This is a genomic window from Thermohalobacter berrensis (assembly GCF_003609645.1).
In the GTDB taxonomy this organism is placed as follows: domain Bacteria; phylum Bacillota; class Clostridia; order Tissierellales; family Thermohalobacteraceae; genus Thermohalobacter; species Thermohalobacter berrensis.
Genome location: NZ_MCIB01000009.1, coordinates 41476 through 61802 on the forward strand (window position 1 = coordinate 41476; position 20327 = coordinate 61802).

General features: G+C 30.9%; 22 protein-coding genes. 19 read left to right on the plus strand and 3 right to left on the minus strand.

From position 1 onward, the window contains the following. Positions 1-42: 42 nt before the first annotated feature. The 3 genes from pgmB to BET03_RS05820 form a co-directional block, all read right to left on the minus strand. Entirely contained in the window at positions 43-690 is a 648-nt protein-coding gene (gene pgmB, locus BET03_RS05810; protein WP_120168264.1) for a beta-phosphoglucomutase, read from the minus strand. Positions 691-784: 94 nt separating this feature from the next. Further along, complete coding sequence (locus BET03_RS05815) at positions 785-1648, minus strand: thiamine pyrophosphate-dependent enzyme (protein WP_120168266.1); 864 nt, start codon at positions 1646-1648, stop codon at positions 785-787. Then, positions 1649-3328: a 2-oxoacid:acceptor oxidoreductase subunit alpha gene (locus BET03_RS05820; protein WP_120168268.1), complete on the minus strand. Its 1680-nt coding sequence runs from the start codon at positions 3326-3328 to the stop codon at positions 1649-1651. It abuts the gene before it with no gap. A 184-nt stretch (positions 3329-3512) separates the two neighbouring features. Here BET03_RS05820 and BET03_RS05825 point away from each other — a divergent pair, with 184 nt between their 5' ends. The 19 genes from BET03_RS05825 (at position 3513) to BET03_RS05915 (ending at position 20233) form a co-directional block, all read left to right on the plus strand. Further along, positions 3513-4748 carry a sensor histidine kinase gene (locus BET03_RS05825; protein ID WP_120168270.1) on the plus strand — a complete coding sequence of 412 codons (1236 nt, stop codon included), beginning with the start codon at positions 3513-3515 and terminating at the stop codon, positions 4746-4748. 3 nt (positions 4749-4751) lie between these two features. Continuing rightward, complete coding sequence (locus BET03_RS05830; protein WP_120168272.1) at positions 4752-5843, plus strand: response regulator transcription factor; 1092 nt, start codon at positions 4752-4754, stop codon at positions 5841-5843. Positions 5844-6180: 337 nt separating this feature from the next. Beyond that, the gene (locus tag BET03_RS05835) at positions 6181-6453 is read left to right on the plus strand and encodes a BMC domain-containing protein (RefSeq protein WP_120168274.1); all 273 of its coding nucleotides are present in this window, start codon (positions 6181-6183) and stop codon (positions 6451-6453) included. A gap of 20 nt (positions 6454-6473) precedes the next feature. Continuing rightward, positions 6474-7274, plus strand: a complete 801-nt coding sequence (gene pduB, locus BET03_RS05840) for a propanediol utilization microcompartment protein PduB (protein ID WP_120168276.1) — start codon at positions 6474-6476, stop codon at positions 7272-7274. A gap of 28 nt (positions 7275-7302) precedes the next feature. Beyond that, positions 7303-8967, plus strand: coding sequence for a propanediol/glycerol family dehydratase large subunit (locus tag BET03_RS05845; RefSeq protein ID WP_120168278.1), 1665 nt, complete (start codon positions 7303-7305; stop codon positions 8965-8967). A gap of 27 nt (positions 8968-8994) precedes the next feature. Beyond that, complete coding sequence (locus BET03_RS05850) at positions 8995-9660, plus strand: propanediol/glycerol family dehydratase medium subunit (protein ID WP_120168280.1); 666 nt, start codon at positions 8995-8997, stop codon at positions 9658-9660. A gap of 14 nt (positions 9661-9674) precedes the next feature. Beyond that, on the plus strand, positions 9675-10205 hold the full coding sequence (locus tag BET03_RS05855) for a diol dehydratase small subunit (protein WP_120168282.1): 531 nt from the start codon (positions 9675-9677) through the stop codon (positions 10203-10205). 39 nt (positions 10206-10244) lie between these two features. Then, positions 10245-12083 (plus strand): diol dehydratase reactivase subunit alpha, encoded by a 1839-nt coding sequence (locus tag BET03_RS05860; RefSeq protein WP_120168284.1) that lies wholly within the window; start codon positions 10245-10247, stop codon positions 12081-12083. Continuing rightward, on the plus strand, positions 12070-12423 hold the full coding sequence (locus BET03_RS05865) for a glycerol dehydratase reactivase beta/small subunit family protein (RefSeq protein WP_120168286.1): 354 nt from the start codon (positions 12070-12072) through the stop codon (positions 12421-12423). Before BET03_RS05860 ends, BET03_RS05865 begins: the two co-directional genes overlap by 14 nt. Positions 12424-12523: 100 nt before the next feature. Next, a complete protein-coding gene (locus tag BET03_RS14045) occupies positions 12524-13054 on the plus strand; it encodes a BMC domain-containing protein (RefSeq protein WP_120168288.1) in 531 nt (176 codons plus the stop codon). Further along, positions 13044-13349, plus strand: a complete 306-nt coding sequence (gene pduA / locus BET03_RS05875) for a propanediol utilization microcompartment protein PduA (RefSeq protein ID WP_279230354.1) — start codon at positions 13044-13046, stop codon at positions 13347-13349. The genes BET03_RS14045 and pduA overlap by 11 nt, the downstream gene beginning before the upstream one ends. A gap of 5 nt (positions 13350-13354) precedes the next feature. Beyond that, positions 13355-14002 carry a phosphate propanoyltransferase gene (locus BET03_RS05880; RefSeq protein ID WP_120168292.1) on the plus strand — a complete coding sequence of 216 codons (648 nt, stop codon included), beginning with the start codon at positions 13355-13357 and terminating at the stop codon, positions 14000-14002. 12 nt (positions 14003-14014) lie between these two features. Beyond that, positions 14015-14839 carry an ethanolamine utilization protein EutJ gene (eutJ, locus tag BET03_RS05885; RefSeq protein ID WP_120168294.1) on the plus strand — a complete coding sequence of 275 codons (825 nt, stop codon included), beginning with the start codon at positions 14015-14017 and terminating at the stop codon, positions 14837-14839. A gap of 10 nt (positions 14840-14849) precedes the next feature. Next, entirely contained in the window at positions 14850-15611 is a 762-nt protein-coding gene (locus BET03_RS05890; protein WP_183108746.1) for a flavoprotein, read from the plus strand. A gap of 11 nt (positions 15612-15622) precedes the next feature. Then, complete coding sequence (locus BET03_RS05895; RefSeq protein ID WP_120168298.1) at positions 15623-15892, plus strand: EutN/CcmL family microcompartment protein; 270 nt, start codon at positions 15623-15625, stop codon at positions 15890-15892. A gap of 12 nt (positions 15893-15904) precedes the next feature. Next, on the plus strand, positions 15905-16891 hold the full coding sequence (locus BET03_RS05900) for a cob(I)yrinic acid a,c-diamide adenosyltransferase (RefSeq protein WP_120168300.1): 987 nt from the start codon (positions 15905-15907) through the stop codon (positions 16889-16891). A 1-nt stretch (position 16892) separates the two neighbouring features. Next, complete coding sequence (locus tag BET03_RS05905; RefSeq protein WP_120168302.1) at positions 16893-18296, plus strand: aldehyde dehydrogenase family protein; 1404 nt, start codon at positions 16893-16895, stop codon at positions 18294-18296. Between the two features lie 16 nt (positions 18297-18312). Further along, entirely contained in the window at positions 18313-19653 is a 1341-nt protein-coding gene (locus BET03_RS05910; RefSeq protein ID WP_120168328.1) for a 4Fe-4S dicluster domain-containing protein, read from the plus strand. A gap of 34 nt (positions 19654-19687) precedes the next feature. Further along, a complete protein-coding gene (locus BET03_RS05915; protein ID WP_120168304.1) occupies positions 19688-20233 on the plus strand; it encodes a BMC domain-containing protein in 546 nt (181 codons plus the stop codon). Positions 20234-20327 lie beyond the last annotated feature (94 nt).

The window sequence follows — 20327 nt, forward strand, 5'->3', positions numbered from 1 at the left end:
AAAAGTTTAAGCGCAGACTTTAGTCTGCGCTTAAACTTTTTATTAAAAATCTAATATATCTAATGTTAAGTTTTTCATACTTGGGATTATTTTATCAGCATCTTTAAGTATCTCAGGGGATCCTACTCCTATAGCAAACATTCCTGCCCTTTTAGCAGCTTCTATTCCTGCCTTTGCATCTTCGAAAACTACACATTCTTTAGGATTTATCCCTAAAGCTTCTGCTCCTAAAAGAAAGACTTCAGGCTCAGGCTTAGCCTTTGTTATTTTATTACCATCAATTATAGCATCAAAATAATCTACCATATTTATACTTTCTAAAATTGTCATAGTATTTTTGCTTGATGAACCTATTGCAACTTTAAAATTATTTTCCTTTAAAGTCTCAATAAATTCTTTAGCACCTGGTAGTATTTCTGATTCATCCATCTTAGTAATGTATTCCCTGTACCATCCATTTTTCTTTTCTGCAAGCTCAACCTTAGTTTTTTCATCAACTTCTACTTGGCCAATTTCAAGCAGAATTTCAAGGGATTCCATCCTACTAACTCCCTTTAATCTTTCATTATCCTTCTCAGTAAAATCGAATCCCAACTCATTAGCTAATCTTTTCCATGCTAAATAATGATATTTAGCAGTATCGACTATTACTCCATCTAAATCAAATATACAAGCCTTTACATTACTCATATTAACCCCCCTTTTTTATTACACAATCATTTATATTATAACAAAAACGTTTTCGGAATGTAAGGACGAGTTTGTATTAATATTTAAATACTATTTAAATAAAATCCTCCATAAATTTTTCTGCATATACTGGTTTCCATTCCCTATTTATTAGAGGAGGTTTTGAATTTAATTGAGGGGTTCTATCTATATAGGTGCTTTTTTTCTCCTTATAAATAATACCAATAGGGATTCCTTCATCTCCCCATTCAAATGCTTTCTTAAATGCTTCTTCTTTATTTGTACAGTCATAATTTTTATCAAGTTTATATACCCTTTCTTTATACCATCTATAGGTATTTACTTTATTAAATGAGACACAAGGTTGCAATATATCTACAAGGGCATAGCCTTTATGTTTTATCGCTTCTTTCATAACATATACCAGATGTTCTTTATCACCAGAAAAGGCCCTAGCAACAAAACTACATCCTAGACTTATGGCAAAGGATATAGGATTAAAGGGGTCAACCTTAACTCCTTCTAATTGTAGGGTTGTTTTTTGACCTTTAGCAGTAGTTGGTGAGCCTTGACCTTTTGTTAATCCATATATTTGATTATCATGGACAAAATGCGTTATATCAATATTTCTTCTAATATTGTGAATAATATGATTACCACCTTCTCCATATGAATCACCATCACCTGTATTTACTATTACCTTTAAATTTTTGTTAGCAATTTTTGCTCCAACAGCAGGGGGTACAGCCCTTCCATGTAATCCATTAAATCCATTTACATTTATATAATGGGGTAGCTTTGCAGCCTGACCAATCCCTGATGTTATAAGAACTTCGTGGGGCTTTAAATCTAGTTCAGACAATGCCTCTTTTAAGGCATTTAGTATTCCAAAATTCCCACAGCCGGGACACCATGCATTTTCATCCATAGAATTAAATAAATTAATATCTGTAGTCATCTATAACACCTCACTCTTTATTTTTGAGTAAATTTCATAAAAATTAATTTGCCTTCCATCATACTTTAAAATACTCTTATCACATTTAATGCCCGTTTCCTGTCTAATTAATTTTGCAAGTTGGCCAGTATAATTTTGCTCAATATTTACAATCGTTTTTACTTTCTTTGCATATTTTTCTAAAGATTCCTTAGGTAGTGGCCAAACATCTCCAAAAATTAAGGCACCTACTTTGATATTTTCACTGTTTAATCTTTCTACAGCTTCTTTTATAGGACCATAGGTTGAACCCCATCCTACTAACAATATATCGGGTGATTCTGCACCTAAATATTCTGGTTCCTGTATTTCTTCTTTGAGCAATTCTTGCTTTTTCATTCTTTTTTCCATCATATTTGTACGAACTTCAGCTGATTCAGTAATATGACCACATTCATTATGCTCATCACTATCAGCAAGGACAGTTTTATTTTCTATTTGGCCTGGTATAAGTCTTGGAGATACTCCAGTTTCTGTAAGTTTGTATCTTTTATAATCTTCATTTTCTTTGACAGATGATGCATCTGCTATACCTCTTTCAATAGTAATTTTCTTAAAATCAAAAGGTTCAATTGTTTGAACATAATCGGCTAAATATTGATCACTTAATAATATTACTAATACTTGATACTTTTCAGCTATATTAAGGGCCCTTGCAGTCTGATAAAAGGCATCAGCAGGGCTTCTTAAGGATATTACCATTCTAGGTATTTCACCATGGGAAGCTGTTAACACAAAGCTTAAATCACTCTGTTCAGTACGGGTAGGTAAACCTGTGGCAGGTCCTGGTCTTTGGACGTCAATTACAACTAATGGTGTTTCTGTAATACCAGCTAATCCTAAAGATTCAGTCATTAATGAAAAACCACCACCTGATGTACCAGTCATAGCTCTTACACCTGCAAATGATGCACCAATAGCCATATTTATAGCCGCAATTTCGTCCTCTGCCTGTTCAACTACTATTCCTGCTTCCTCTTCTTTATGGGCTAAATAAGTCATAATTCCTGTAGAAGGAGTCATAGGATATGCTGAATAAAAACTTACCCCTGCAGCTAAAGCACCTAATGCTACAGCTTGATTACCATTTATCATAATATGATTTTTATCCTGTGGTTCAACATATTCGAAATGATTATTAATTAACTCATATCCCCTTATTAAAGCCTGATAATTTTTATTACTTAAATCACTATCAAAAAATTCATCAAATATTTTGTTTATATCTTTTAATGGGATGCTAAATAGTTTAAGTACTGCTCCGATAGCAGCTGTACCGAATACTTTAGAATTACCAACCTCTTTAGCAATTTCCTTTAAAGGAAGCTTAAAAAGGTTATCAGAACTTACATCTATTGATTCATCACATATAATCTTTCCATTTTCATTAAGTTTTTCTTTATGGATTTCTACAGTATTTTTATCAAGGGCTATAATCAAATCGATGAAAGGAGAATGGGAAAAGATTTGCTCTGTTCCAAATCGTATTTGAATAAAATTATGTCCTCCTCTAATTCTTGACATATAGTCTTTGTTAAGAAATATATGATACCCTTTTCTTTTGAGTATTTTACTCAATAATTGACTTAAGGTAACTATTCCTTGGCCAGCAGAACCTCCAATTAAGATATTATAATTCATCAAAATCCTCCTTTTATAAAATATTTAAATTATATATACCCTAAAGATATATTGTTATGCTAAAAAATTATTAATTAAAAAACAGAAGAAAAGTTCAGAAAATTTAGAATATAACCTAAGGAAGTTAAATATTTATAAATTAAGCAAGGTTTACAAGTCTAAAATTGACTTGGGAGGAAAATAAATGGATAATTTAATACTTTTAAGTGATATTATTGATATAGAAATTTTACAAGAAATACAAAACCAATTTGCTCAAGCAACAGGACTTGCAGCAGTTACTGTAGATTACAAAGGGAATCCGATGACAAAGTACAGTAATTTTTCGAAGTTTTGCAAGTTACTAAGAAATGATAACAAATGTAGAGAGGCATGTTATCAATCAGATGCACATGGTGGTTTAGAAGCAGCTAGAACTGGAAAGCCCTATATATACAGATGTCATAGTGGATTGATAGATATTGCTGTTCCAATAATAGCTAAAGGACAATATTTAGGGTCATTTTTAGCAGGACAAGTTAAAACAGAAAAAGATAAATTAGAATCACTTGATATAGTTGGAAAAGAAACAAACAGTTGGAAAAATAAAGAGGAAATATTTAAAGCATATGATGAAATTGTCGAAATACCTTATGATAAATTAAATGCTGCAGCACAAATGATGTTTTTAGTTTCAAATTATATTGTAGAGGAAGGTATGCTTAATTATATACAACAAGAATTAAATAAAAAAAATATGAAACTAATGGAAGAAATGAAAGCTAAGTCAAAATTGGAAAAGTCGATAAAAGATCTAGAAATAAAGGTATTAAAAACACAAATTAATACTCATTTTTTATTTAATGCTTTAAATGTAATAGGAAGATTAGCTTTAATGGAACATGCTATAAAAACCCAAGAGATAGTTTATTCATTATCAGATATATTAAGATATACTTTGAAAAATAATGAAGAAATGGTTTCAATAGATAAAGAACTGGAATATATAGAAAAATATCTTAAAATTCAGTTAGTTAGATTTGGTGATAAAATAGACTATTTAATAGATGTGTCTGATGAAATTAGATCAATTAAAATTCCATCTATGATACTCCAACCCTTTGTAGAAAATTCATTAATTCATGGCTTAGAACCAAAAGAAGGGAAAGGATATGTAAAAATAAAAGGATATTCAATTGAAAAACATGCAAGAATAATAATTTCAGATAATGGTGTAGGAATTTCGGAACAAAAGTTACAAAATTTAATGTCTGAGAATATGAATAGGAATGGAAATAGTAGTTTAAATGGAATAGGTATAAGTAATGCTAATAAAAGAATGATACATTATTTTGGGCCAGATTATAAAATTAAAATTAAAAGTAAAATAAACGAAGGAACTACGGTTGAGCTTTTGATTCCAAAGGAAAGAGGAGAGTAATAAATGTATAAAGTATTAATAGTTGAAGATGAGTATCTTGAAAGAGAGGCTTTAAAATTAATCTTAAGTGAAAAATCTAATGAAATAACAATTGCTGGAGAAGCTACGACTGGAAGTTCAGCTATTAGTTTATATAAAGAATTGTGCCCTCATATTATGTTAATAGATATAAAAGTTCCTTGTATTGATGGTATAGAAGTAGCTGAAAGGATTAGAGAAAAAGATAACAATATAGCTATTATTATTATTACAGCATATGATGATTTTGCACTAGTTCAAAAAGCATTAAGAATTAGAGTAGATGATTACATATTAAAACCTGCAACTCCAAAACAAATCATGACATCTATAGATAAAGTTACAAAAAGAATTAGTAGTAAAGAGAGTATTTTTAGTAGAAAATTAAATGATTTAGAGAAAAGTATTAAGCTTAAGCAATATAAATCCTCAAAAGAAAAACTAAATTCACTTTTAAAGTATTTGTTTTTAATTAATCAGGATAATAGGAAGAAATTAAAAAATGATATTCAGTTTATAGCATTTAAATTAATTAAAATAGCAGATGATATGATGTTAGAAATAAAAGAAAAAGATTATATTAAGAAAATATCTAAGACTAAAAATGAATGGTTACAAAAGGAAATGTTATTAAAGTTATTGTATGAAATGTTTGATGATTTAATTGAAAATAAAAAGTACAATTGTAACAGTGAAATAGTTGCTGTTTTGAATTATATTGAAAAAAATTACCATAAAGGAATAACTCTCAAAGAAGTAGCAGACTATATTGGATTAAGCCCTTATTATTTAAGTAGGTTATTTAAAAAAGAACTGGGAATAAATTTTATAACTTATGTTACTGAAAGGAAGATTGAAAAGGGAAAAGATTTGTTAGCTAACACAGATATGCCAATATCTAACATAGCATTAGAATTATCTTTTAAAGAACCCAATTATTTTACAAAAGTGTTTAAAAAGATAGTGGGCTTAACCCCTTCACAATATAGAAAAAAGGTTAGAAAGGAAATGACAAAAAAATATAACAGATTACAGACTAATAGATATATTTTTAATAATAAAAAATACTACGTATAATAAAAATATTACAAAACTATATAATTTATTTTTAATAAACTTATAAGCAATAAATATTTTTTGATAAAATTAGCGGCTTAATATAGCCGCTAATTTTATTTTGCAAAAAATTATAGATAAAACAAAAAATTATTTTAAATATTTACATCAATTAAATAAATTAGTATAGCAAATATTCGATATATAATGAGTAGATATCTAATAAATTTGTAATAACATAAAGACTCTACCCAAAACTGCATTTCTAAATATATACATATCTTAGATTTATTTCCTATTTTAATTAAATTCATTTCTAAATTTTAGGATACAACTTTAAAAATAAGGGGGGATCATATTGAATAATGAAGCATTAGGTATGATTGAAACAAAAGGACTAGTAGGATGTATTGAAGCAGCTGATGCAATGTTAAAAGCAGCAAACGTTTCTTTAGTTGGTTACGAGAAAATTGGATCAGGATTAGTAACTGTTATGGTAAGAGGAGATGTTGGAGCTGTAAAAGCTGCAACTGATGCAGGTGCAGCTGCAGCTGAAAAGGTTGGTAAGATTATATCAGTACATGTTATTCCTAGACCACATAAAGAAGTGGAAGACATATTACCTAAATAATTTTAATTGGAGGTGTTATAATGCAAGAACAATTAATGGAAAAGATTATGGAGGAAGTAATGAAAAAAGTTAAAGAGACAAAAATAAATGAAGAAAATACAGAAGAAAACTCTATAACTATTGAAAATAAAGAATGTGGAATAACTGAATTTGTGGGAACAGCTATAGGAGATACCATTGGTCTTGTAATTGCAAATGTTGACTACAATCTTCATGAATTTATGAAACTAGATAAAAAATTTCGTTCAATAGGAATTATAGGTGGAAGAACTGGTGCCGGTCCTCAGATAATGGCAGCAGATGAAGCTGTAAAGGCTACAAATACCGAAATAATAGCAATTGAGCTTCCAAGGGACACAAAAGGTGGTGCTGGCCATGGATCATTAATTATATTCGGAGCAGAAGATGTTTCAGATGCTAGGAGAGCTGTTGAAGTTGCATTAGATGAGTTAGGAAGGACATTTGGAGATGTATATGCAAATGAAGCAGGTCATTTAGAGTTTCAATATACAGCAAGAGCAAGTTATGCATGTAATAAAGCCTTTAAAGCTCCTATAGGGAAAGCTTTTGGATTAATAGTAGGTGCTCCAGCAGCAATAGGAGTTTTAATGGCTGATACAGCAGTTAAAGCTGCTAATGTTGAGGTTATAGGTTATGCATCTCCAGGTAATGGAACTAGTTTTACAAATGAGGCTATTTTATTTATTAGTGGAGACTCAGGAGCAGTAAGACAGTCACTAATAGCAGCTAGAGAAATAGGCAAACCTTTGCTTGAAGCTCTTGGAGGCAAAGCTCCTTCTCTAACACAACCTTATATTTAGAGAATAAAGAAAAAGGAGGGAATATTATATGAGATCTAAACGTTTTGAAATATTAGAAAAACGTCCTGTAAATCAAGATGGCTTTGTTAAAGAATGGCCTGAAGTTGGCATGATTGCTATGAATAGCCCTAATGACCCTAAACCTAGTATTAAAATTGAAAATGGTAGAATTGTTGAATTAGACGGAAAAAAAAGAGAAGAATTTGATATGATAGATCGTTTTATTGCTGATTATGGAATTAATATAGATATAGCTGAAGAAGTAATTAAAATGGATTCTACCGAGTTAGCAAAAATGCTTGTTGATATAAATGTTCCAAGAGAAAAAATAATAGAACTAACTACAGCAATGACACCTGCTAAGATTGTAGAGGTTGTAAGTTCTCTTAATGTAGTTGAGATGATGATGGCACTTCAAAAAATGAGAGCTAGGAAAACACCATCTAATCAATGTCATGTTACTAATTTAAAAGATAATCCAGTTCAAATAGCAGCCGATGCAGCAGAAGCTGCTATAAGAGGTTTTGACGAACAAGAAACTACAGTTGGTATTGTTCGATATGCTCCTTTTAATGCATTAGCTCTACTTGTTGGTTCTCAAGTTGGACGGGGAGGGGTTCTTACCCAATGTGCAATTGAAGAAGCTACTGAATTATTATTAGGGATGAGAGGACTTACTTCTTATGCTGAAACCGTATCTGTCTATGGAACTGAACAAGTATTTATAGATGGAGACGATACACCTTGGTCAAAAGCATTTTTAGCTTCTGCATATGCATCAAGAGGTTTAAAGATGAGGTTTACATCAGGAACAGGATCTGAAGTATTAATGGGATTTGCAGAAGGTAAATCTATGCTTTATTTAGAAGCTAGATGTATTTATATTACAAAGGCAGCTGGTGTTCAAGGACTTCAAAACGGATCAATAAGTTGTATTGGTGTACCAGGTGCAGTTCCATCAGGAATTAGGGCAGTACTAGCTGAAAATCTTATAACTACAATGTTAGATCTTGAAGTAGCCTCTGGTAATGACCAAACATTTTCACACTCTGACATTAGAAGAACAGCTAGGACGCTTATGCAGATGTTACCAGGTACTGATTTTATTTTTTCAGGCTATAGTGCTGTTCCAAACTACGATAATATGTTTGCTGGTTCTAATTTTGATGCTGAAGATTTTGATGACTACAACATCTTGCAAAGAGATTTAATGGTGGATGGTGGATTAAAACCAGTGACAGAAGAAGAAGTTATTGCAATAAGAAATAAAGCTGCGAAAGCATTACAAGTTGTTTTCGATGAATTAGGATTACCTCCTATTACAGATGAAGAAGTAGAAGCTGCTACATACGCTCATGGAAGTAAAGATATGCCTGAGAGAAATGTCATTGAAGATCTTAAGGCAGCTGAAGATATGATGAATAAAGGCATTACTGGATTAGATGTCGTTAAAGCATTAAGTAAACATGGATTTGAAGATGTAGCAGAAAATATACTAAATATGCTTAAACAAAGGATATCAGGAGATTATCTTCATACATCAGCTATTATAGATAAGGATTTTAATGTTATAAGTGCAGTTAATGATTGTAATGATTATAAGGGACCAGGTACAGGATATAGAATTAGCAAAGAAAGATGGAAGGAAATAAAAGATATCCCAAATGCGAAAAGCGCAACTGATTTTGAATAAAAAGCGATTAGAAAGGAGGAAAATAGTTTGAAAATTGATGAAAAATTAATTCGTCAAATTGTTGAGGAAGTATTAACAGAGTTTAATGACAAGGAAAAGGAAGAGAGATCAGAAATTGAATTAGAGAAAAATTATGGAGGAAAAAGTAATTTTCAACTAAAGGAAGTAGGAGTAGCTAAAAAGGGAAAAAGAAAAGATGAAGTTGTGATAGGTATAGCACCAGCCTTTGGAAAATATCAGAATAAAACAATTATAGGTTTACCTCACACTGATGTACTAAGGGAAGTTATTGCTGGTATTGAAGAAGAAGGATTAAAAGCAAGAGTTGTGAGAATTTTAAGAACATCAGATGTAGCAGCTATAGCCCATGATGCATCTAAATTAAGTGGGTCAGGAATAGGGATAGGATTACAATCTAAAGGTACAACAGTAATTCATCAAAAGGACCTTTTATTATTAAGTAATTTAGAACTTTTCCCTCAAGCACCTTTATTAAGTAAAGAAGTTTATAGGATGATAGGTAAAAATGCAGCTAAATATGCAAAGGGTGAATCACCTAATCCTGTACCAACAAAAAATGACCAAATGGCTAGACCAAAATATCAGGCCATAGCAGCCTTATTACATATAAAGGAAACTCAATATGTTGACCCTGAAAAAAAACCGATAGAATTGAACTTCAATCTTGATTAATGGAGGTGAATATTATGATTCAAGAGCAGAGGATAGAGGAAATTGTAAGGGAAGTATTAAAGTCAATGACAGATAATGAAGCACAAGAGAAAACTATGGAACATCCAAAAAGAAAAATCAAAGAAAAGCCTAATATTGATGCAAAAAGAGATTATCCTTTAGCAACTAAAAGACCTGACTTAATAAAAACCCCTACAAATAAAAGTCTTGATGAAATTACTATAAAAGGGATTTTAAATGGAAATATAAGACCTACAGATGTAAGAATTTCAAAAGAAACATTACAGTTACAAGCTAAAATAGCTGAAAGTGTAGGTAGAGATGCATTTGCTAGGAATCTAAAAAGAGCAGCTGAATTAATAGAGATTCCTGATGAAAGAATTCTTGAAATATATAATGCTTTAAGACCCTACCGTTCTACTAAAGAGGAATTAATGGAAATAGCTGATGAATTAGAAGAAAAGTATGATGCTAAAATAAATAGTCAATTTATTAGAGAAGCTGCAGAAATATATGAAAAAAGGAACAGATTAAAAAAGGAGTAGAAAAACTGGAATAACTATTACTATCCAGGAGGTATAAACATGAAACTGATAGCAGGAGTTGATATTGGAAATGACACAACTGAGACATCGTTAGCTAAAATAGATGACTTTGGTAATGTTAGTTTTCTTGCAAGTGGCATAGTTAAGACAACTGGTATTAAAGGAACAAAAGAAAATATACATGGAATATTTTCTTCATTAAAGCAAGTAGTTGACAAAGCTAATCTAAAAATATCAGATATTGACTTGATCAGAATTAATGAAGCAGCTCCAGTTATAGGTGATGTTGCAATGGAGACTATAACAGAAACTATAATAACTGAATCTACAATGATTGGGCATAATCCCTCTACACCTGGTGGTGTGGGACTTGGTGTAGGTTGCACAATTAGAATAGAGGATTTAATAAATAAGCAAGGTAATGATTCATACATAGTGGTTATATCAAAAAATATTGATTTTAGTGATGCAGCGAGAATTTTAAATAAAGCTTTTAAGCATGGAATAGATATTCAAGGTGCAATAGTACAAAAAGATGACGGAGTACTTATTAGTAATAGAATAGAAAGAAAAATTCCTATAGTTGATGAAGTAGAACTAATTGAAAAAGTTCCCATAGGAATGAAAGCTGCAATAGAAGTAGCCCCTACTGGTGGAGTTGTTGAAGTTTTATCTAACCCCTATGGCATTGCAACAGTTTTTGATCTTGATTCATCAGAAACCAAAATGGTAGTACCTATTGCTAGAGCACTTATTGGGAATAGATCAGCAGTTGTTATAAAAACCCCTAAAGGTGATGTTAAGGAAAGAAGAATACCTTCTGGAAAAATACATATTATTGGACAAAAAAGGAGAAAATCAGTTAATGTTGATGATGGTGCTAGTACAATAATGAAAATACTAAAAACATGTTCTCCAATTATCGACATAAAAGGTGAACCTGGTACAAATGCAGGTGGAATGTTAGAACGTGTAAGACAGGTGATGTCAAAGCTTACAAAACAACATCCTAATTCAATTAAAATACAAGATCTATTAGCAGTTGATACTTTCATTCCTCAGATAGTTAAAGGAGGACTTGCTGGAGAATTTTCTATGGAAAATGCTGTAGGGATTGCAGCTATGGTAAAGGCTGATAGACTACAAATGAAAGTGATTGCAGATATATTGCAGTCAAAACTAAATATTGAGGTTGAAGTAGGAGGAGTAGAAGCTGATATGGCTATAAGAGGTGCTTTAACTACTCCAGGTAGCAATGTTCCTTTAGCTATATTAGATATGGGAGCAGGTTCAACTGATGCATCTTTAATAAATAGAGATGGAGAAATTCAATCAATACATTTAGCTGGAGCTGGGAATATGGTCACCATGATTATTAATACAGAATTAGGATTGGAAGATATAGAATTAGCTGAAAATATTAAAAAATATCCATTGGCTAAAGTTGAAAGTTTATTTCACATAAGACATGAGAATGGTTCAATACAATTCTTTGAAGAACCTCTTCCACCTGAGGTATTTGCAAAGGTTATAATTTTAAAAAAAGATAAAATGATACCTATTCCTAAGGAAATTTCTATAGAAAAGATTAAATCAGTAAGGAAAAAAGCAAAAGAAGAAGTTTTTGTTACTAATTGCATTAGGGCCTTAGAGAAAGTATCACCAACCGGTAATATTAAAAATATTGAATATGTAGTATTAGTGGGGGGATCAGCTCTAGATTTTGAAATTCCTCAATTAGTAACTGATGCATTATCAAGATATGGAATAGTAGCAGGTAGAGCAAATGTAAGAGGGAAAGAAGGACCTAGAAATGCAGTTGCTACTGGGTTAATATTGGTTTATAAAGAAGGGATTTATTCATATGACCAAAAATAAAGTATGCATAAATATATATTATTCAACAAAATTAAATAATATTTTAAAATTTCAACAATTGTTATTAGGAATTGAAGAAGAAGGAATACCATATAAAATAGTAAAAAAATCAGAGACATCAGCTGTAAAGCTTGGGTATGAAGCTTGCATAAGTTCACAGTTAAATGTTGGAATAGGTATTGGATGTGATGAAAAGGTTGTAGTTCATTATGCAAAATTACCTCTGAAAAAGCCATTATTTAACATAGATACAAAGGATAATATTAATATTTTAAGAATTTTGGGATCAAATGCTGCTAGATTGGTTAAAGGGGTTCCGTTTAAAGTCCTAAAAAGTTAAAGCATTAAAAATTCTTCTTTCTCAAAAAGAGAAAACTATTACATTAAAAAGAATTGATAAATTGACCTCAAGAAAAGTACCTCAAAGGAGGTGATAATCATTGAAATTAGCATTAGGCATAATTGAAACTGTAGGACTTGCAGCGGCAATCGAAGCAGCAGATACATCTGTTAAATCTGCTAATGTTAAACTCCTAGGATATGAGTTGTCAAGGGGTGGGGGATTGGTAACAGTCAAAATAGAAGGAGATATAGGAGCTGTTAATGCAGCAGTTAAAGCAGGGGTTAAAGCGGCAGAAAGAGTTAATAAAGTATGGAGTAAAAAGGTTATTCCTAGGCCTCATAAAGAATTAAGCATACTTATACAAACTAAAGAAACTATCGGTTTAACTAAAAAAAATAAAAAGTGCACAAATTTAACTATTAAAAATAAAGAAGAAATCACAAAAAAACAAGTTGAAGTAGGTGCCAATAAGGAAGAACTAGAAAATGAACAAAATAAATTGAATGATGCAAATAAATCAAATGAAATTTGCAACCTATGTGGTGATCCAAAATGTCCAAGAAAAAAGGGTGAGTTAAAAATAAAATGTATACATTTTAAAAAAGAAGGGGGAGTAAATAATGGGTGATGCTTTAGGTATGATTGAGACAAAAGGCTTAGTTGGCGCTATTGAAGCAGGTGATGCTATGGTTAAATCAGCGAACGTAGAACTTATAGGTTATGAAAAGATTGGTTCAGGTCTTGTTACAGTGATGGTAAGAGGAGATGTAGGAGCTGTAAAAGCAGCAACAGATGCAGGGGCAGCAGCTGCCGATAAAGTAGGGGAGTTAACTTCAGTACATGTTATACCTAGACCTCATATGGACACTGAAAAAATATTACCTCAAGGAGATAATAAAAAAACTACTAAAGAAGGGAAATAAAAAATATGAGTTATTGTGATGAGAAGATAGTTAATGAAGTTACCAAAAAAGTTCTAAAAAAAATTAAAAAATATGAAAGTAATAATTATATTCCTATAGGAGTTTCAAATAGACATATTCATCTTTGTAGAAAAGATTTAAATCTACTTTTTGGTTTAGGGTATAGATTAACAAAATTAAAGGATTTAAACCAGCCAGGTCAGTTTGCAGCAAAAGAAACAGTGACCATAATAGGACCTAAAGGTATTATTGAGAATGTAAGAATTCTAGGACCGTTAAGGAATAACACTCAAGTAGAAATTTCCTTAAATGATGGTTTTAAGTTAGGAGTTAAGCCACCAGTTAGAGAATCAGGAAATTTAGAAAATACTCCAGGAATTTTTGTTAAAGGACCAAAGGGAGTTGTTGAGTTAAAAAGGGGGGTAATAGCAGCATTAAGACATATACATATGCCAAAAGATTATGCTGCAAAATTTGGTTTTAAGGATAAGCAAATGGTTAGTGTAATAAATAACAATATAAGAAAAGTTACCTTTCATAATGTTTTAATTAGAGTTTCAGATAAATACAATCTGGAAATGCATATAGATATTGATGAGGCTAACTGTTGTGGATTAAGCAATGGTGATAAAGTAAAAATACTTAAAAATTAAAGGGGATCTAAAATGGACGTATCAAGAGTAAATGAATATATTGAAAGTTTTTACAGTTTAATTAATAAAGAAGAAAAAATAGAAAATTTATCACAAAACTTGAAAGTAGGTGTTGATTTAGGAACTGCTAATATAGTAATTTCAGTGTTAGATGAAAATAATAAACCGATTACTGGGATGTTATACCCCGCATCTGTTGTTAGAGATGGCTTGGTAGTTGATTATATAAAAGCTGTAGAAATAGTAAAAAAATTAAAGTTGAGAATAGAAAAAATGTTAGGGGTCAATTTAGAATATTCAGCTACAGCTGTTCCACCAGGAACAATTGATGGAAATGCTAAAGTTATTGCTAATGTTATAGAGGCTGCTGAAATGGAAGTTATAAAAATAATAGATGAACCTACAGCTGCTGCCAAGGTTCTAGGAATTATGGATGGTGTAGTTGTAGATGTAGGGGGAGGAACAACAGGTATAAGTATTTTAAAGGATGGTAAAGTAATCCATACAGCAGATGAACCAACAGGCGGGGTTCATATGAGTCTAGTATTGGCTGGTAGTTATAATATTTCTTTTGATGAGGCTGAAAAAATGAAAAAAGACCGTAGAAGGGAGAAGGAAATATTTCATGTAGTTAGACCAGTAATTGAAAAAATGGTATCTATTGTGAAAAAACATATAGAAGGATATTCAATTGACAAGATTTATGTGGTAGGTGGTGCATGTAGTTTTGCCCAGTTCGAAAATATATTTTCTAATAAATTGGGAATAGAGACAGTTAAACCCAAAAGACCCCTCTTAGTTACTCCATTGGGTATAGCTCAAAGCTGTGAAAAGTGAGGTGAACGTATTGAATTATGAGCAATTAGTTAATTTCTTGGTTAAAGAAGTGTTAAACAGACTTCAAAATGAGCCTAAGAGGGGCTTAGTTATATATACTGGAGGGAGTATAGGGTTTAAAGAAGCTAACGATCAAATTAAGAAATTACTTAGAAGTAATTGGGATTTAACTGTTTTGTTATCGAGGGGAGCAGAAAAACTTCTAACTGCGGAACTTATTAAAAGAAAGCTTGGAATAGATTGTGGTTTAACAGATATAGATATTAAAGATGTAAATAATTTAGTAAATGATATAGAAATTATTATTGTTCCAATATTAACTATTAATACTGCTGCTAAAATTGCTATGGGAATAAGAGATAGCTTAACAACATATATAATATCTTCTGCTATAATTAAAGGAATTCCAATAATAGCAGCTAAAGATTCATGCAAAGTAGGAGATTCTTTTAGTTTTAGTAAAGCCCCTAAAGCTTATGTAAATATGATAAAAAATCATCTTAAAAGATTGGAGGATTATGGTATAAAGTTAGTCAGAGCTAATCAACTTTATAAAACTACTATAAATTCTAGTATACGTAATAAATTTGCGGTGCAATTAGAGGATGATTCAAGTTGTAAACTCAATAAAAAAGTTATTACTAGAGAAGATCTAATAAAATTAAAAAATAAAAAAAAGAAAGTTTTTGTTAGAAAGGATTGTATTATAACTTCATTGGCAGAAGAGCTTGCTAGAGATACTGGAATAGAAATTGTGAGGAAATTTGATTAGGTGGGATAAATATGTATTTAGCTAGGGTTGTAGGAAATGTTGTTTCCACTCAAAAAAATCAAAGTCTAATTGGAAAAAAGTTATTGATAGTGCAACAAGTTAATGCCCAATGTCATCCTATTGGAGAGATAGAGATAGCTGTGGACTCTGTTGGAGCTGGAGCAGGAGAAATCGTTTTAATTTCAGCAGGTAGTTCAGCTAGACAAGTATTTGAAAATGAGAATATACCTACAGATAAAGCAATAGTAGGTATTGTAGACCATTTGGAAGTAAATCAATAAGGAAGTGATGTAATGACTAAATTATATACTAGAACAGGTGACCATGGAGAAACAGCATTGTATGGAGGTACTAGAATTTCTAAAGATGACTTAAGAGTAAGCTGTTATGGAACAATAGATGAATTAAATTCAATGATAGGAGTGGCATATTCCTTAATTAAAAATAAAGAAATTAAAAAGATTTTAAATACTATACAAAATAATTTATTTTTATTGGCAGCAGAAATAGCAAGTGATAAAAATGGTTTAGAAAAGCTTAGAGAAGTAGTAGATAATTCAGAAATTTTATATTTAGAAGAAATTATAGATAAATTTCAAAAAAGAGTAGGAGATATAAATGGTTTCACAATACCAGGAAAAAACACATCTTCTTCTATTCTTCATGTTGCAAGAACAATAACTAGAAGAGCTGAGAGATTAACAGTAAAACTTAGCAAACAAATAACTATAAGGAGTACAGTTATTAAGTATTTAAATAGATTATCAGATTTATTATATATTTTAGCAATTATTGAAGCAAAGTCTCAAGTTATAGATAAAATTAAAGACAAAGTTATAAAAAGAATAAATAGTAGGTTTGATAAAAATCTTTTAAATTTAGAAATAGCAAAAAAAATGGCAAGAGGTGCAGAAAATAAAGCAAGAGAGATAGGAGTTGCTATAGTTTTTTCAGTAGTTGATTCTGGTGGTAACCTATTACTCTTACATAGAATGAATAATACAATGTTAGCTAGTATTGATATTTCAATTAACAAAGCATATACAGCTGTAGCATTAAGGATACCTACAAATGAAGTGATGTCGCTAGTACAGCCAGGTAAAGAATTATATGGGATTCAAAATACAGATAATAGAATTATTACATTTGGAGGTGGTTTTCCTCTTAAATTAAATGGGGAAATAATAGGAGGAATCGGTATAAGTGGCGGAACGGTTGAACAGGATGTTGAAATTGGTCTTGAAAGTATAAAAGTTTTTGAATTAGAGAAGGGGGGATAAAATGGCTGTACTTGAAAATCAAATAGATGAAATTGTAAGAAAAGTTGTAAAAGAGTTAAAGAAAACAGAAAACACGGAGATTTCTAAAGGAAATAAATTCGGAGTATTTGAAGATATGAATAAAGCTATTGAGGCTGCGGCTTTAGCCCAAAAAAAATTTAAAGATTATAGCTTAGAATATAGGGAAAAAATTATTAATTCTATGAGGGAAGAAATAAGGAAAAATATTAAATATCTATCTAGATTAGCCTTTGAGGAAACACAAATGGGAAGATATGAAGATAAAATAAAGAAAAATAAGCTAGTTATAGAAAAAACACCAGGAGTAGAAGATTTAAAATCAGAGGTTTTTACTGGGGATAACGGTTTAACTTTGCTTGAGTTATCTCCATATGGTGTTATCGGGGCAATTACCCCATCAACAAATCCAACAGAAACAATTATCTGCAATTCTATTGGTATGATAGCTGCTGGTAATGCAGTTGTATTTAGCCCACATCCTAGAGCAAAGAACGCATCTATTACAACTATTGAAATATTAAATGAAGCTATAGAAAAAGCAGGTGGTCCTAAAAATTTAATTGTAACAGTAAGTGATCCTAATATTGAAAAAGCCCAGGTAATGATGGAACATGAAAAAATTGATATGATTGTTGCTACTGGAGGCCCCGGGGTTGTAAAAGCAGCCTTATCTTCTGGTAAAAAAGCAATAGGTGCGGGAGCAGGAAATCCGCCAGTTGTAGTTGATGAGACTGCAGAAATAGAAAAAGCTGCTAAAGATATAATTGAAGGATGTAGTTTTGATAATAATTTACCTTGTATTGCTGAAAAAGAGGTTGTTGTAGTAGATAACGTAGCAGATTACTTAATTTTTTGTATGAAACAGAACAATGCATTATTAATAGAAGATAGAAAAGATTTAAATAGATTAGAAAAGTTAATCTTAGAGCCTGATGGAAAACCTAATAAAGATTATATAGGAAAGAATGTTAGTTATATTTTAAAAAAAGCAGGTATAGAATGTGAAGATTCGGTAAAAGTAGCCATAATGGAAGTCGATAAAAATCATCCTTTTTTCAAAGAAGAATTAATGATGCCAATATTACCAATTGTTAGAGCTAAAGATGTAGATGAAGCAATTAAAATGGCGATAGAAGCTGAAGGAGGCAATAGGCATACAGCTATAATGCATTCAAAAAATATAGATAACTTAACAAGATTTGCAAAAGAAATAAAAACAACGGTTTTTGTAAAAAATGGGCCTTCATTTGCTGGTATTGGATTTGGTGGTGAAGGTTTTACGACTTTTACTATTGCAGGACCTACAGGCGAAGGCTTAACTTCACCTAGAAGTTTTACTCGTAAAAGAAGATGTGTTTTAGTTGGTGGTTTTACAATTAAGTAGAATTGAGGGATATATTATGGGGAAAGATTTATTGCAATTGGTAAAGGAAGCCGGTGTAGTTGGTGCCGGTGGAGCTGGATTCCCTACTCATGTTAAGCTAAGCGGAAAGGCTGAATATGTTATTGTAAATGGTGCTGAGTGTGAGCCCTTATTGAGAGTTGATCAGCAGTTATTGGCATATAAAACTCAAAAAATACTAAGCACATTGGATATTGTAGTAAATAAGGTTGGAGCAAAAAAAGGTATAATCGCTTTAAAAAAGAAATATAAGAGAGCAATTGAGAGTTTAAAAAAATATAAAGGAAAATATGAAAATATAGAATTATTTACTTTAGAAGATTTTTATCCTGCGGGGGATGAACAGGTTACTGTTTATGAGGCATTAAATAGAGTTATACCAGAAGGTGGAATTCCTCTAGATGTAAAAGTTATTGTTATAAATGTTGAAACAATACTTAACGTTTTTAATGCATTAAAGGGTAAATCAGTTACAGAGAAATATGTTACAGTAACAGGAGTTGTAAAAAATCCTTTGACGGTAAAAGTAGCAATTGGAACTAGAATTTTAGATATAATAAAATTAGTAGGTGGAACGACTATTGAAGACTTCCAAGTGATAGAAGGCGGTCCAATGATGGGGACAGTTATAAAAGATATAAATGAACCTATTAAGAAAACTACAAAAGGTATAATAGTTCTGCCTAAAAATCATACAATTTTAATTTCCAAAAATAAAAATTTAGAAAAAGTACTAAAGGAGGCTCGAATAGCCTGTTGCTATTGCTCATTATGTACTGAAGTTTGTCCTAGAAATTTATTGGGACACAAACTTTATCCTGATAAAATGATGAAAGCATTTTCATATTGCAATTTTTCTCAATGGAAGTTATCAATTACAGATGCTAATCTTTGTAGTGAATGTAGATTATGTGAACAAGCTTGTATAATGGGACTTCAACCGTGGAAACTGAATAAATTTTTAAAAAATAAATTAAAAAAAGAAGGAATAAGAAATACTAACAGGAAAAAATCAAATAATGTTAATCCTTTTAGAGAATACAGAAAATATCCAATAAAAAAATTAATATATAAATTAGGAATCCAACAATATAATGTTGAAGCACCTTTAAAAGAAGACTTAAAGTTAAATATTAATTTTGTAATAATACCATGTAAACAGCATATAGGTCAGAAGGCATATCCAATAGTAAAAAAAGGAGATAATGTTAGTAAAGGGCAAAAAATTGCAAAGATAAAAGGCAACAATCTAGGAGCTTTAATTCATGCTAGTGTAGATGGTATTGTTGAGAAAGTTAATGAAGATGCCATATTAATAAAAAAATCACATATCATATAATGTTTTTAATATATATGAAAGAGGCGATTTTTAAGTGAAAGCACTGGGATTATTAGAATTTAAGAGTATAGGAAAAGGGGTAGAAGCAACAGATCAGATGATTAAATCAGCAAACGTAAAATTGTTGCTTGCTACGCCGATGTGTCCAGGAAAATATATATCAATTATATCAGGAAATATAGAAGCTATAAAAAATGCAGTAGAAACAGGTAAAAAAGTTGGAGATATATTTACAGTCTGTGATTATGTAATATCAAATGTACACGAAGGCGTTTATTCAGCTTTAACAGCAACAACTAATATAGAAGAAGTTAATTCATTAGGGATCATTGAAACTATGTCCTCTATATCAGCGATAATGGCAGGAGATATTGCTTTAAAGTCTGCAAATATTGAGTTATTAGAAATTCGTATAGCTAGGGGATTAGGGGGCAAGGGATTTGTACTTATAGCTGGAGAATTATCTTCTGTTGAATCATCAGTTAAAGCAAACGAAAGTAAGTTGGGACCAAGGGGAGAAATTATAAGCTCTGTTGTTGTTGCTTCCCCAACTAAAGAACTAATTTCCCAATTATATTAATAAATCCAAAACTCTCAGTTTTAAACTGGGAGTTTTTTTATTGCTTAATGTTAAAAAAATTTTCATTTATAACATAGCTTTTTTAAAAAATAAG

What these genes read in the sequence shown, in the direction of transcription:
- pgmB (WP_120168264.1), bottom strand. Translation starts at nt 690, where the DNA reads ATGAGTAATGTAAAGGCTTGTATATTTGATTTAGATGGAGTAATAGTC.
- BET03_RS05815 (WP_120168266.1), bottom strand. Translation starts at nt 1,648, where the DNA reads ATGACTACAGATATTAATTTATTTAATTCTATGGATGAAAATGCATGG.
- BET03_RS05820 (WP_120168268.1), bottom strand. Translation starts at nt 3,328, where the DNA reads ATGAATTATAATATCTTAATTGGAGGTTCTGCTGGCCAAGGAATAGTT.
- BET03_RS05825 (WP_120168270.1), top strand. Translation starts at nt 3,513, where the DNA reads ATGGATAATTTAATACTTTTAAGTGATATTATTGATATAGAAATTTTA.
- BET03_RS05830 (WP_120168272.1), top strand. Translation starts at nt 4,752, where the DNA reads ATGTATAAAGTATTAATAGTTGAAGATGAGTATCTTGAAAGAGAGGCT.
- pduB (WP_120168276.1), top strand. Translation starts at nt 6,474, where the DNA reads ATGCAAGAACAATTAATGGAAAAGATTATGGAGGAAGTAATGAAAAAA.
- BET03_RS05845 (WP_120168278.1), top strand. Translation starts at nt 7,303, where the DNA reads ATGAGATCTAAACGTTTTGAAATATTAGAAAAACGTCCTGTAAATCAA.
- BET03_RS05855 (WP_120168282.1), top strand. Translation starts at nt 9,675, where the DNA reads ATGATTCAAGAGCAGAGGATAGAGGAAATTGTAAGGGAAGTATTAAAG.
- BET03_RS05860 (WP_120168284.1), top strand. Translation starts at nt 10,245, where the DNA reads ATGAAACTGATAGCAGGAGTTGATATTGGAAATGACACAACTGAGACA.
- BET03_RS05865 (WP_120168286.1), top strand. Translation starts at nt 12,070, where the DNA reads ATGACCAAAAATAAAGTATGCATAAATATATATTATTCAACAAAATTA.
- BET03_RS05880 (WP_120168292.1), top strand. Translation starts at nt 13,355, where the DNA reads ATGAGTTATTGTGATGAGAAGATAGTTAATGAAGTTACCAAAAAAGTT.
- eutJ (WP_120168294.1), top strand. Translation starts at nt 14,015, where the DNA reads ATGGACGTATCAAGAGTAAATGAATATATTGAAAGTTTTTACAGTTTA.
- BET03_RS05895 (WP_120168298.1), top strand. Translation starts at nt 15,623, where the DNA reads ATGTATTTAGCTAGGGTTGTAGGAAATGTTGTTTCCACTCAAAAAAAT.
- BET03_RS05900 (WP_120168300.1), top strand. Translation starts at nt 15,905, where the DNA reads ATGACTAAATTATATACTAGAACAGGTGACCATGGAGAAACAGCATTG.
- BET03_RS05905 (WP_120168302.1), top strand. Translation starts at nt 16,893, where the DNA reads ATGGCTGTACTTGAAAATCAAATAGATGAAATTGTAAGAAAAGTTGTA.
- BET03_RS05910 (WP_120168328.1), top strand. Translation starts at nt 18,313, where the DNA reads ATGGGGAAAGATTTATTGCAATTGGTAAAGGAAGCCGGTGTAGTTGGT.